14 protein-coding genes, 2 tRNA genes and 1 riboswitch are annotated in these 13,212 nt (G+C 38.5%); of the genes, 9 read left to right on the top strand and 7 right to left on the bottom strand.

All coding sequences use genetic code 11. The annotated features are described in order from the left end of the window. Window positions 1-51: 51 nt before the first annotated feature. From WNY98_RS16180 to WNY98_RS16170, 3 genes are all read right to left on the bottom strand, one after another. A complete protein-coding gene (locus tag WNY98_RS16180) occupies window positions 52-2,127 on the bottom strand; it encodes a S9 family peptidase (protein ID WP_342878400.1) in 2,076 nt (691 codons plus the stop codon). A gap of 142 nt (window positions 2,128-2,269) precedes the next feature. Continuing rightward, window positions 2,270-2,833, bottom strand: a complete 564-nt coding sequence (locus WNY98_RS16175; protein WP_342878399.1) for a chitin-binding protein — start codon at window positions 2,831-2,833, stop codon at window positions 2,270-2,272. 96 nt (window positions 2,834-2,929) lie between these two features. Next, window positions 2,930-3,018, bottom strand: a riboswitch (cyclic di-GMP riboswitch). A gap of 88 nt (window positions 3,019-3,106) precedes the next feature. Next, a complete protein-coding gene (locus WNY98_RS16170) occupies window positions 3,107-3,763 on the bottom strand; it encodes a cytochrome b/b6 domain-containing protein (protein WP_342878398.1) in 657 nt (218 codons plus the stop codon). A gap of 107 nt (window positions 3,764-3,870) precedes the next feature. On the opposite strand from WNY98_RS16170, the gene WNY98_RS16165 reads away from it, so the two are divergent. From WNY98_RS16165 to WNY98_RS16155, 3 genes are all read left to right on the top strand, one after another. Beyond that, a complete protein-coding gene (locus WNY98_RS16165; protein WP_076925880.1) occupies window positions 3,871-4,575 on the top strand; it encodes an AzlC family ABC transporter permease in 705 nt (234 codons plus the stop codon). Next, on the top strand, window positions 4,572-4,871 hold the full coding sequence (locus WNY98_RS16160) for an AzlD domain-containing protein (protein WP_004335020.1): 300 nt from the start codon (window positions 4,572-4,574) through the stop codon (window positions 4,869-4,871). Before WNY98_RS16165 ends, WNY98_RS16160 begins: the two co-directional genes overlap by 4 nt. A 72-nt stretch (window positions 4,872-4,943) precedes the next feature. Further along, window positions 4,944-5,441: a glutathione peroxidase gene (locus WNY98_RS16155; protein WP_342878397.1), complete on the top strand. Its 498-nt coding sequence runs from the start codon at window positions 4,944-4,946 to the stop codon at window positions 5,439-5,441. A gap of 118 nt (window positions 5,442-5,559) precedes the next feature. Here WNY98_RS16155 and WNY98_RS16150 read toward each other — a convergent pair whose 3' ends face one another. Continuing rightward, complete coding sequence (locus WNY98_RS16150) at window positions 5,560-5,745, bottom strand: hypothetical protein (RefSeq protein ID WP_007579801.1); 186 nt, start codon at window positions 5,743-5,745, stop codon at window positions 5,560-5,562. Between the two features lie 388 nt (window positions 5,746-6,133). Here WNY98_RS16150 and WNY98_RS16145 point away from each other — a divergent pair, with 388 nt between their 5' ends. Further along, on the top strand, window positions 6,134-6,928 hold the full coding sequence (locus WNY98_RS16145; protein WP_342878396.1) for a YggN family protein: 795 nt from the start codon (window positions 6,134-6,136) through the stop codon (window positions 6,926-6,928). A 76-nt stretch (window positions 6,929-7,004) separates the two neighbouring features. Here the strand turns inward: WNY98_RS16145 and WNY98_RS16140 are convergent, their stop codons facing one another. Then, entirely contained in the window at window positions 7,005-8,447 is a 1,443-nt protein-coding gene (locus WNY98_RS16140) for a PLP-dependent aminotransferase family protein (RefSeq protein WP_342878395.1), read from the bottom strand. Window positions 8,448-8,549: 102 nt separating this feature from the next. Here WNY98_RS16140 and WNY98_RS16135 point away from each other — a divergent pair, with 102 nt between their 5' ends. Then, the gene (locus WNY98_RS16135) at window positions 8,550-9,479 is read left to right on the top strand and encodes an EamA family transporter (protein WP_024599684.1); all 930 of its coding nucleotides are present in this window, start codon (window positions 8,550-8,552) and stop codon (window positions 9,477-9,479) included. A gap of 37 nt (window positions 9,480-9,516) precedes the next feature. Here WNY98_RS16135 and WNY98_RS16130 read toward each other — a convergent pair whose 3' ends face one another. Beyond that, on the bottom strand, window positions 9,517-10,386 hold the full coding sequence (locus WNY98_RS16130) for a YegS/Rv2252/BmrU family lipid kinase (RefSeq protein WP_342878394.1): 870 nt from the start codon (window positions 10,384-10,386) through the stop codon (window positions 9,517-9,519). A 326-nt stretch (window positions 10,387-10,712) separates the two neighbouring features. On the opposite strand from WNY98_RS16130, the gene WNY98_RS16125 reads away from it, so the two are divergent. The 4 genes from WNY98_RS16125 (at window position 10,713) to WNY98_RS16110 (ending at window position 12,104) form a co-directional block, all read left to right on the top strand. Further along, a complete protein-coding gene (locus WNY98_RS16125) occupies window positions 10,713-10,853 on the top strand; it encodes a hypothetical protein (protein WP_004335040.1) in 141 nt (46 codons plus the stop codon). Window positions 10,854-11,072: 219 nt separating this feature from the next. Then, window positions 11,073-11,163, top strand: a tRNA-Ser gene (locus WNY98_RS16120). Window positions 11,164-11,214: 51 nt separating this feature from the next. Then, window positions 11,215-11,307, top strand: a tRNA-Ser gene (locus WNY98_RS16115). Window positions 11,308-11,615: 308 nt separating this feature from the next. Beyond that, window positions 11,616-12,104 (top strand): RNA-binding protein, encoded by a 489-nt coding sequence (locus tag WNY98_RS16110; protein WP_024599682.1) that lies wholly within the window; start codon window positions 11,616-11,618, stop codon window positions 12,102-12,104. Here the strand turns inward: WNY98_RS16110 and WNY98_RS16105 are convergent. Next, entirely contained in the window at window positions 12,088-13,212 is a 1,125-nt protein-coding gene (locus tag WNY98_RS16105) for an aminotransferase class V-fold PLP-dependent enzyme (RefSeq protein WP_342878393.1), read from the bottom strand. The genes WNY98_RS16110 and WNY98_RS16105 overlap by 17 nt on opposite strands.

The following is a 13,212-nucleotide window of genomic DNA, read 5'->3' as shown; positions in this document are numbered from 1 at the left end:
TATATATATCAACTTCTATATATAGAGTAATACAATTTTCCGATTTTGCAGTTAATTTAACAGCGCAATAAAAAAGGCCATTTCGAGGGCTTTTTCTTCTAAGCTTTTAAAACGACCTGATGCACCGCCATGACCTGCATCCATATCCGTTTTAAAGACTAAAATGTTACTGTCTGTTTTAAGTTCACGCATTTTTGCAACCCACTTCATAGGCTCCCAATACTGTACTTGTGAATCATGAAGACCGGTAGTAACGAGTATGTTCGGATAGTTTTGTGCGCTAATATTGTCATAAGGCGAGTAAGCTTCTATCACATCATAAAATTGAGGCTCATTTGGATTACCCCATTCATCGTATTCATTTGTTGTGAGTGGAATACTCTCATCAAGCATTGTGGTTAATACGTCTAAAAATGGTACATGACAGCCAACACCGCAATATAACTCTGGTGCCTGGTTTACAACCGCCCCCATTAATAAGCCACCGGCACTGCCGCCTGAGGCAAACACCTTATTGCTATCACAATAACCTTGATCAACAAGCGCTTTTGTCACATCAATAAAGTCACTAAAGCTATTTTGTTTATGCTCTTTTTTACCTTGCTCATACCATTCGCGGCCTAGCATTTCAGAGCCTCGGACATGCGCTATTACATAAACAAAACCACGATCGAGCAAGCTCAGTGATGAGCTTGAAAAACTAGGATCAATCGTATAACCATAGGCGCCATAGCCGTATTGAAATAACGGATTTGTACCCTCTTTTTTAAAGCTGTCTTTTCGATAAACAACAGATACAGGTACTTCAACTCCGTCGCGAGCAGTTATCATTAACCGCTCCGACTGATAGTCATCAGCATTAAAACTACCGAGTACTTTTTGCTGTTTAAGTAATGTTTTTTCGCCCGTTGCTAAATCAACATCATATAAAGAGCCCGGTGTTGTTAAGCTCGAGTAATAAATACGCGCAGTGCGAGTGTCTGGCTCTGGGTTCATTGCTATTGCTGCATAATAACAAGGATCGGCAAACTCAAGTGCCATACGATCCCCTTGCTTATTAACAACTACAAATCGAGCTTGCCCTTGCTCGCGTTCACTTAATACTAAAAAGTCATTAAATAACTCTACACCTTCAAGCAGTACATTTTCTCTGTGAACTGTATGCTCAAGCCATTGTGTTTTATCAGCAATTGTTTCGTTTGTTGCCGTCATTAATCTAAAGTTTTTAGCTTGCCAGTTAGTCACAATATAAAATGTGTCACCTAGCTTATCTACGTCAAACTCGTGGCCATCTTCACGCGGCATTAATGCTTTAAATTCGCCAGTGGGCTTATTAGCATCAAGCACCCATGTATCGTTGGTCTCTGTCGATGCTAAATCAATAATAATTAAGCTTTCATCGCGGCTTTTACCAAGTCCCATAAAAAAGCTGCTGTCTTGCTCTTCGTAGACCATTACGTCTTGGCTTTGCTCGCTGCCAAGCTCATGCCTAAATACTTGGTATCCTAATAGCGTTTTTAAATCTTTTTTTACATAAAAAACAGTTTTATTGTCGTTAGCCCAAACAACTTGTCCTTCTGTATTTTCAAGCACATCAGGAAGCATTTCACCGGTCGCTAAGCTTTTAAAGCGAACATTATAAATACGACGACCTTCAGTATCTTCAGAGTAAGCCATAAGCTGCTCGCATGGACTTAGTGCGACTTCGCCTAGCTCAAAAAACTCAAATCCTTCAGCTAAGACATTCACATCGAGTAAAAGCTCTTTATTATCGGCCTTTATGCTCGTACTTCTATAGTGACGCGAGTATTCATCATCACCACGAACTTCTGAGTGATACCAGTATTTCCCGTCTTTAACGGGTACCGAATTATCATCTTTTACAATGCGTGCTTTTAACTCTTCAAAAAGTGTATTTTGTAGTGGCTTCATAGCAGCTAACTGTTCATCGCAGTACGCATTTTCAGCATGTAAATGCGCAAGTACTTGCTCATCCTGGCGATCGTCATCACGCATCCAATAGTAATTATCGGTACGTATCTTATTATGAGTACTTAATGTATGGGCTTGCTGTTTAGCAATCGGGAAATTAGGTAATAAACTTAAAGAGTAGTCAGGACGAGACACAACAAAACCAATTAAAAAAATAATGTGATTTGCAGTTTATCATAAAAATAAAAAAGCCCATCCAATAGTTGGATGGGCTAAAACGGTAAACGCTTCATTATTAAAACCGCTATACCTTTGGGAAGATAATTCACTAACAACCTTATATTTGCTGCCAAGCCATAGCCCAACTTTGTCCAACACCGGGCTCGAACATAAACTTTTTATCGTCACTCGCGCGGCAAAACTCATTAAATGGCCAAGGCCTACATTGATAAACATGCCCTGTTTTTGGCTGCAATACCTTTGTACCCGCATTATAGTTTTCACAATTTTCAGGGTACACGTAATCATAAGAATCAAGGTTATTAACAACACGCTCGTCGCATTTTTCAATACAATGAAAATCGACATGCGCTTTACATATACCACTGCTTTGCAATGCAAAAATTTCATTATTTCTATAGGCTACAATTAAGCCTTGCTCGGTCATTTTACCTGCGCTAACCAGAGGAACATGCACGTTAATATACTCGGCAACTAAGCGTGGCCATGCGTGAGGTTCACCTTGCTCAAGCGAGGTGATTTTGTAATCAAATGATAAACTAACTAGCTCTCCTTGCATGTCGTAAAAGGTTACACTCACCACATCGCCAATAAACAATTGGGTATGATGATTTAAGCAACCTATTGTTGACCACTTTCCACAGGCCAACGACGTATGCATAAACACGGCAACACCTTAAGAGTTACAAAATCTTATCCATACACTATGGATACACAAAAAATACACTGAGGGCAAGTGATACATAACAACACGTTATGCAGTAGTCCCGCTACCATAGCTTTATAAAAAGCCTTAGACCGGAAACTTTGCGCCCTAATCTTTCGATTAGTTTGCCAGCAATGCGGCGATTATAATTCGGCCCCGCATAACAATCAAACAAAAGAATGTAACCAAAAACAAAAACCAACCCTTTAAGGTTGGTTTAATGTATTTTTAACTAAATAAATAAGTTAAAGGTTCTTTCGCCCACGTAAATATCAGCAACACCAATAAAGATATAAATATTAGCCACGCTGGCCAAGACGCTTTTGTTACTTTAGCCTCAGAGTCATCTACTTTTAACTCTTTTGAGCCTGTGATCATCGCCTTAACTAGCGGCTTACCTTTTATTCTATAAACAATAATAGCTAATACATGTAAACCAATAGCATAAAGTAAAATGTCAAAATTCAGCTCATGTAGCCAATTTGCAAAATCAATTGTATCGCTAGACACATATTGAGCAAGCGGGCCATCAGTTAAAATGCCATCGCTACTCATTAACCCGGTAATAAGCTGCGTAATTATAATTATAAAAAATACCATTACCATACAACTGCCAGGTGCTGAATGGCCTAGCGAGTCACTTGGTGTCTTTAGTGCCTTTAAAATAGCACGAGGAGAGTGCAGCAACCCACTTAATCTCGCGGTTTTACTTCCGATAATGCCCCATATTAAACGCGTTACGATAAGTGCTAAAGTAAAGAACCCAGCAACAAAATGAAGCTCAATCATGCCCTCTTCAATACTAAAATAAAGCACCGCAATACTTACAACCAAAAACCAATGAAAGCATCTAATAAACCCATCCCACACTTTTAACGTCGTCATTGCGCCTATCCTTAAAAAAACAGTATTATCTAATTCGTTAACTACTTTAACATCATAATATTAAGGTATCCTTATGAGCCATTCTACAAGCCGTGAGAGTAAATATCATGCAACCAGTTAAAAAAGCTATTTTAAAAGGCTTTTTAGATATGCTACCACTGTGTTTAGCGGTTATTCCTTGGGGTATTTTATGTGGCTCTTTAGCGATTCAAAATGGCTTTAGTGCACTAGAAACCCAAGCAATGTCGTTATTAGTATTTGCAGGCTCTGCACAGCTTGTTGCAATTGAACTTATAGCGGGCAACACACCATTGCTTACAATTTTATTCACAACATTTATTATTAGCTCTCGACACTTTTTATACGGTTTAGCCGTGCGTCATAAGGTCATTGATCAACCTATGCGTTGGCGCTTACCAGTAAGTTTTGTATTAACCGATGAGCTATTTGCATTTTCTCACCATAGAAAAGCATACAGAACAAAAACACGTTTAATATACGCATTGAGCGCTGGTTTTAGCTTTTATATTGCATGGAATATTTGGACGTTAATTGGCATTGTAGCAGGCACAATGCTGCCCGATTTAACTAATTTAGGGCTCGACTTTGCCATTGCTGCCACGTTTATAGCGTTGGTTATTCCGGGCATTAAAAATTTAGCCTCACTCGTTACGGTAATTGTAGCAGGCATTAGTGCAACGCTTTTAAAAAGCACAGGATTTGAGTTATGGCTTGTTTGCTCAGCGCTGCTGGCAATGGCAGCAGGTTACAGCACAGCAAGACTAACCACTAAAAAGGAAGTAACGCCATGATGACGACTATCTTACTCATGGCGTGCATTACATTTTTTACGCGTTATTTATTTTTGCACCGTGCTTTACCGTTTAAAGTAGGCCCTAAAATGCAGCAATTTTTAAGCTTTAGTGCACCGGCAGTGCTTACAGCAATTTGGGTGCCTATCGTGTTTTTGAATGAAGATGGCATTAACTTAAACTGGCAAAATCCTTATTTAAGCGCCGCGATAGTTGCCATTATTGTTGCCTACAAAACACATAATATCTATTACACAACGCTTGCCGGTATGGGGCTATTTCTAATTTTAAATTAGTGCGATCTTTATACTTTATGAAATACTGCACTCAGGTTAAAATGCGGCTAACAACAATAAAAAGACACCAATATGCACGCATTTCATCAATTAAGCGCAACGAGCTTACAGGGTCAGCCTATCAACTTTAATGATTTTGAAGGTAGGGTTGTGCTTATTGTTAATACCGCAAGTAAATGTGGATTTACCTACCAATACGAGTCACTGCAAGCTTTGCACAATAAGTATGCCAGCCAAGGTTTAGTTATTCTGGGATTTCCGTGCAATCAATTTGGTCAACAAGAACCCGGCGACGCTACACAAATAGAGCAAGGGTGCTTAATTAATTTTGGTGTGAGTTTTTTAATGGCGGCCAAAGTAGATGTAAACGGTAAGCATGCTCATCCAGTCTTTCGTTATTTAAAATCAGCCTTGCCTGGTTTTTTAACACGCAAAATAAAGTGGAATTTTACTAAGTTTTTAATTGCAGCAGATGGCACGCCAATTAAACGCTATGCACCTTTCACTAAACCCGAAAAGCTAGAGCTTACAATGCAAAAAGCATTAGCACAGGCTAAAAGCACGCTTTAAAAAGTAATAAAGAGGCGCAAGGCCTCTTTATTGCCAATACTATTGAGACTTAAACATACACATAACTGCACATTTAAATTCTCAATATTAATTGGTATTTTATTTATACTAGTGAAATTTAATCGGTGTAATCGCTTAAATCGTCTTCGCCTAGATTTTTACGCAAGCGTTTTTGCTCAAGGTAGTCTTCCAACTTCTTCTTAACCTTTTGCTTGTTCTTATCGTGTTGATTACGTCCGAGCATTTCGTACTCGTCTTCAACAAAATCGTCATCTAGCGCATCGTAACTAAATGTCTTACCCACAACCCACTCCATAAAGTGTTTGAGACCAACCAAGGATTTTATTATCGCAATAGCCGGTAAAATTAAAAATGTTTAATGCCAAAGTGCTCTGCAAATTAACATCAAAATAAAGCCACGTGACTACTGTAAATAGTCTTCATGTCAGTAATGTGAATAAATAGCGCTAAATTTGAATTGAGGAAAGTGAGAGTTTTTTATCGTATCGATAAATAAAATTTATTAATTTTTATTAGTTAGCCAATTTGACTAAAAAATAGTTATTTATTAATTATTTTGACTTGCTAAAAAACAAAGAAAAACACTTAATTAATTGTTTTTTATAGAAAAATAAAACTGGCATCAAACTTGTTATTAATTAATCGTCATCAACAAAAAGTAGAGAACAAACATGAAAAAATTACTATTAGTTAGCGCATTAATTTGTACGCCAGCCGCTATGGCTCATAACGACAACGATTCTACAATTTCATTTAGTAATGATGAATGTAACGTCGAATTTAAAAACGATGTACGTATTAAACCAAACGAATTAGAAATTTTTACTGCCAATAATAAAACTATGCAATTTAATTCCCATGGTGACTTAACCGTTAATGGCGAGCTTGTAGCGCTTAATAGCTCACAACGCGAAGCACTGAATAAGTACTCTGATAGCTTACGCACTCAATTACCTGAAGTAGCTAATATAGCGTTAGAGGGGGTTAAAATTGCCGGTGTGGCATTAGAAGAAGTAGGCAATGCATTTAATATTGACGGTCTTGATAATATGTCTGAGCTTATGGACGACATTAAAATTGAGGTAGAAAACACATTTTACCAGCAAGGTACATTTGTAATGGGCCAACAAAGTTTTAATCAATTTGGCGAAAACTTTGAACAACAATTTGAGCAGCAGATAGAAACAGCGGTTGAATCAGCAGTAATGCAATCAATGGGCAGTATTTTAGTGGCTTTAGGTTCTGAGTTACTTGGTTCAGGCGGCGATATGGATGCCTTTGAACAACGCATGGAAAATATGGGTGCACAAATAGAAGAAAAAGTAGAGCTACATGCAAGCGCACTTGAAGAGAGAGCTAACTCTTTATGTGAAACCTTTGCTGATATTGCAAAACAAGAAGAGCAATTAGTAATGCAAGTGCCAGAGCTTAAAGGTTACCAGTTATTTAGCTTTAAACAAAATTAGTACAGCAAACGTTATTTAACATCCCTTTGGCAGCACTTAAGTTTACTTAAATGCTGCTTTTTTGTGTTTCCCAAACTTACTTTTTAGCTAATAAAGTGAGCTTACCCAGAGTAATAATGGCTTGCTCTATCTGCTCGCTCCACGGCACACCATAACTTAACCTTACGCAGCTTTTATACTTATTAGAGGCTGAAAAAATAAGCCCAGGGGTAATACTAATACCAACCTCAAGAGCAAGTAAAAATAATTTTTGACTATCGTACTCGCTTCCTAAATCTAGCCACATTACACAGCCTCCTTTTGGATCGCTTATACGTGTGTTTTTTGGCATAGCTTGTTGTAAGCACCATCGCATACGCTCTTTATTATCGCGCAAGCGTTGCCTAAGTACTTTTAAATTTCGGTCGTACTCACCACTGGCAATAAACTCAGATAACGTCCATTGGTTTATTAACGAAGCAGAGCAACTTAGTGCTCTTTTATATCGCCTTGCTTGCGTTGCAAATTTACCCGCAACTAACCAACCTACACGATAGCTCGGCGCTGCCGTTTTAGAAAAAGATGAGCAACTAATCACTAATCCTTTTTTAGAGTACGCTAAAGCAGGTGTGCCTCGTTTCGCCGTAAAATATAAATCGCCGTATACGTCATCTTCAATAAGCACTACGTCGTGGCTTTCGAGTAACTCCACCAGCTGCTGCCTGTTTGTATCTGGCATAAAGCTGCCTACAGGGTTGCTAATTGCTGTCGAGAATAAACACGCTTTTATGTCATGCTCATTTAAAGCTCGCTCCAAATCGCTTAACCAAATGCCATTATCTGGACACAGTGGTATTTCGAGCGCTTTAAGCCCTAGGCTTTCTATTAACTCTATAATTCCGTGATAACAAGGAGTCTCAATAGCCACTACATCGCCTGGCTTTGTCACGCACTTAAGCGCAATAGCCATAGCCTCTTGCGCACCATTGGTGATCACAAGCTCGTCCATATCAATACCAATGCCAAAATCTAAATAGCGATGCACTAATTGTTTTTTCAGTGTTACAAACCCATCAGTTGGGCCATAATTTATGGCTTTACTGCCCGCAATTGTCATTACACGGCGCATGTTTCTGGCGAGTGCTTTATCGGTAGGTGCTGCTGCAATTGGGTTGGCGATACCAAAGGGGACTACGTTAGCTTGATGGATCGCGCTATACACCTGCTCTATTAAGGCTTGTTTATTTACCACAACAGGTTCACGACTTAATTTAACTCGCTTAGGTAAATTATGAGCCATGCTAACGACTTTTAAAAAATATCCTGATTTTTCACGCGCCTCTACCAACCCTTGATCTTCAAGTGACTGGTAAGCCTGTTTTACAGTGGGGATACTTATATTTAAGTTATCTGCCATTTTACGCAGTGATGGAAGTTTTTCGCCGGGGAGTAAAACTTGTTGAGCGCTCATATCTCTAATCAACTGAATAACTTGCTGATATAAAAACTCATGCCCTTGGCTATTTTTTTGTCTTATCATCACACACCAAATCTGTATAGGTTACATTTTTACTTTTCTGTATATGGTAAGTATACAGATAGGTCTTAAAATAGCCATTCAATCGGGCTTTGGAGACTAACCATGAAAAGTGCAGCGCTATACATTACAACCGTTTTAATTTGGGGCTCAACTTGGTTAGCCATAGAGTTTCAGTTAGGTGATATTGCGGTAGAGTTATCGTTATTTTATCGCTTTGCTATTGCAGCGCTTTTAATGTGGTTATATGTAGCGTACAAAAAACCCGACATGCGATTTAAGTTACTGGATCATGGCTTTTTTGTTTTATTAGCTATTTGTAATTTTGGATTAAATTATTTAATGCTTTACTGGGCACAAAATCACCTTACCTCAGCCATGACCTCTATTGCCTTTTCAATGCTGCTGGTTATGAACATAGTCAATACTCGGTTATTTTTTGGTAAGCCAATCTCAAAACGAATTTATACAGGTGCTGTTCTCGCTGTATTAGGTATTACGTGTCTGTTTTGGCCACAGTTACAGCAGTTCGACTTGAGTAATGGTGCGTTGGTCGGGTTACTACTTGCCCTTGGTGGCACCTTTGTGGCTTCATTAGGAAACATGGTAAGCGTTCGTAATTCTCGTAAACAAATTGGTGTATTGCAAGGCAATGCATGGGGCATGCTATACAGCGCTATAGGTTTAGCTTTATATGTATTAATGAACGATGTGCAATTTAGTTTGAATGCTCCACCAAGTTACTGGTTATCACTACTTTATCTATCAATATTTGGCACTGTAATCGCTTTTGGTTGCTACTTTGCTCTACTAAGAAATATAGGCCCTGAAAAAGCCAGCTACGTTATTGTTTTATTCCCATTAGTGGCAGTAACACTGAGTAGCTTTTTTGAAGGCTTTGAATGGCACGCAAATACCTTTGCAGGATTTAGCCTAGTGCTATTAGGTAACGCCATTGTGCTTACCCCAACAAAACGAATTAACGCCTTTTTAGCTAATAGAGCAGTAGCTAAAAGTGGCTCCGTCCCCAGTTAGACGCGTTATTAACGCAACTAACACAAAAGCGCCTACCCTACTGTAGGCGCTTTTTTATTGGCATATGAAAAAGTAAAGCCTGCCCATGCACACTAATAACGGCTGGAGTTTTACCTACCAGTTCACCATCTGCTTCAATCAATAACCCTTCAGTTTTTATAGAAGCTGTATTTAAGCGACTGTAGTTAAGATTTTTTATATGCTGATGGCTCTTAAAAAATAACTTCATAAAGCTTATTACATTATAAAAAAGCCCACCTGTTCGCATTTGATAACACTCAAGCAACCCATCAGTTAAATCTGCTTTTGGCGCTATTTCTAGACCACCACCAAAGTACTTATGATTAGCAAATACGGTAATCAAATTTTGATACTGCTGAGCATCGTTATTAAACGTACCTTGTAACTGCTGAGCTTGATAATAAAATAGCTCTTTAATGCTCGTCCAACTGTAATCAAAAGATGAAAAACTAGCTTTAGCATTAATCGCTTTAACTACATGAGCATCAAACCCTACCCCTGCAATATTAATAAAATAGCGGCTATTAATTTTTCCTACATCAATTGCTATCGGTGTATTAAATAATGCCTTTCGCCAATCATCTTCTTTGCAATTAAACCCTCTCGAGAAATCATTACCTGTACCGCAAGGCAATAATGCTAACGTACAGCTACTCCCTATTAACGCATTAACCGCCAAGCTCAATGTACCGTCTCCGCCAAGTACAACTACTTTGGTAAATTTACTCAGTAGCAACCTTATTTGAGCGCAGTCATCGTTAAAGCTTCCCGTTGTAGTAAACATACAATAAGAAAAACTGCGTTTTTTACAGATGCTTTTAAGCCACATTAGTGGTTTTTCACTCTGTTTTTTTGTACTTGGTTTAATAATTATTAGTAGCGACAAGCTTTTTGTTTCCAACAATGCATTTAAGAACGAATAAAAAGAGTTTAATTGAATTTTTTTAATCTGAATAACTAGTCAAAAAAGATTGTGTAAAATGCATAAAAATAAATACAAACACTCACAAGTATCAGTATTAAAGCGACTAAAGCCGACTTCATTGTAACTATTTATGCAAAAACGATCATAAAAAACACTGAACCGCACGTTAATAAAACAAACAAGGATTAGTTTAACTAATCCGTCAGGCTCAATTTTTATCGTTGTCTTTTTAATCAAACAACGTGCAAAATGCACGCGATTTCAACATATACAACCGGAGCAAAATAATGAAACCAATTAACACATTAAATCAAACAGCAGCAGCTCAAGTAGCAGTTAAACCAACTAACCGTAAAGCAAGAATGTTAGCTAAACTTAACACTATTGGTAAAAGACTAGCACTTAGCGGCGCAGCTCAATATAAATAATCACCCAACCATGATTATTTTTCGGTGCAGCGAACACTCAACCACTAAATGAAGTCACTTATTTAGCTCCCCCTTGTTTGCTGCAACCTATTTATTTTATTAAAAATTGCCTTAATTTCCCCTTATTTACAAAAAAAACCTCATTTACGTACGTTTTTTAGGCAAACAGTCATTTTGCTATTTACACAGCGGTATCACCTAAGTATTATTCTGCGTCACGGAGAGATGGCAGAGTGGTCGAATGCACCGGTCTTGAAAACCGGCATGGGTTTATAGCCCATCTAGGGTTCAAATCCCTATCTCTCCACCATATTTTAATTGGTGGCTTTTTTACTTCCATCAATACAAACGGTTATGCGTTGGAGAGGTGTCCGAGTGGCCGAAGGAGCTCCCCTGCTAAGGGAGTATAGAGTTTGTAGCTCTATCGAGGGTTCGAATCCCTCCCTCTCCACCATACTTAATTTAAACCACTTAATTGTGGTTTTTTTGTGCCTAAAATTTAACACCTATACTAAATTGGGAGGGTGAGAACCCTCGACAGGGTTCGACAAAATGTCTGGAACATTTTGGGCCGCTGCAAGCGTCGCGCAGCGATTGATTACATGGATGTAAGCAAGTCTATCCCTCCCTCTGGACCATACTTAATTTAAACCACTTAATTGTGTTTTTTTTTGTGCCTAAAAATTATAAAAACTAAACAAATTGTGCCTAGTAATAACTTAGGGCATTATTAACACAACTTTAGCCACTTTAGGTTTAGCTATGATCCGGTTCATATTGCTATCAGTTTGCGCGGCAGCACCATTTTTTACCTTGGCACAAAGTACAACAGTGTATAAGTGTGTAATTAAGGGCGTTCCTACCTTTAGCCAAACGCCTTGCGCTAAAGATGCACAAGTTATTACTCTTAAAGATATAAACGTAATTGAAGCATATAAAAGCTCTACGCCCGGTAAAGGTATTACCGACACCTCTGTGGATGACTTCTTAGAAGTTCAACAAATAGAGCGTGAAATAAAGCGCCTTGAGCTATCGATTGCACAAAGCCAAAAAGAATACGCAGCTAAAAAACAGCAGATAGATTACATGACTCAAGATAAAGCCAATCGTTTAGGCGCTTCGTCTATTGCTGATGCTATCGCAACTAAAACAAATTCGTTAAAACAAGCTTACGACGCATCAATTAATCAAACGCAGCAAAAAATAGAGTCATTAAAACAAAGAAAGCAGCAGCTTAGCCAAAACCCTTAAGCGCTCGTTTTACTATCGAAATAAACTGCCCAACGTCTTCTTGAGTATTATAAATATGTGGCGATACTCGTATCCCAAATTTACGGGCATCTACACTGACTTTCGCTTTATTAAGCGCTGTAAGTACATGGTCTTGCTGCTTGTTAAAAAACAAAATAACAGTCCCGCTGCATTTATCACTACTCATAGGTGATGCAACATATTTGCCTAGTTGCTCATGAATAAGCGTAAGCATAGCTAAATTATGATCTCTTACCTTGTGAGCTGTTAGCTCTGCAAAGTAGGCAATGCTATTTGCGGCGATAATATAAGGCGCTACAGAAGGGGTGCCACCCCAAAACTTGAGCGCACTGGCGCTATATTCAAAGTGGTTAATATCGAACTCAAATGGATTTTGATGCGAAAACCAACCCACATCTTTAGGCTTACAATACTCTATTTGGTTTTTGTTAACCCATAAATAAGCTGCACCTGGACCACCACATAGCCATTTAACGCTCGAGCCAATCATAAAGTCAGCATCAAGTACGCTTAAATCAAGCGGTATAACACCCGCTGACTGAGCAACATCAACTATTGATAAACTATTGGTTAATTTACTTATAGCTACAATATCGTATACAGGCGCCTGTACACCTGTATTTGAATACACATGGCTTATAAAAACCAAGTCGATATCGCAAGTTATATAGCGCTGCCAAACATTAATATCAGTTAGGTTTTCGTGCTCTGGTATAAACATAATTTGTGCGCACTCTGGTAATGCTTTTTGCATTGCAAAGCCCATGCTCGGAAAATCACTTTGCGCCATAAGCACTTTACAATTTTTTTGCTGTAATCGAGGGTGCGACATAAGCAACTTTGTTAAGCCACTTGATAAATTAACTTGAGGACAAAACTGCGAACTAGGCGCATTAAATAACTTACTAAGTGCGCTAGTAAATTGCTCAACTGCGGGAAGCCATTGCTGCCAAGGTTCTTTACTTGAGCTCTCCCATGGTAAAAAATAGTGCTGTGCTAAATATTGCTGTGTATTTTTAAGAGGACGCCCTACCGAGTGGTTTAATAAGTAACAGCCATCGGCCATACAAAAATCGTTTTTAAGCAT

The sequence above is a fragment of the Pseudoalteromonas sp. AS71 genome (genome assembly GCF_038900275.1).
Lineage (GTDB): Bacteria > Pseudomonadota > Gammaproteobacteria > Enterobacterales > Alteromonadaceae > Pseudoalteromonas.
This window is presented reverse-complemented; position numbering and strand designations above follow the sequence as displayed.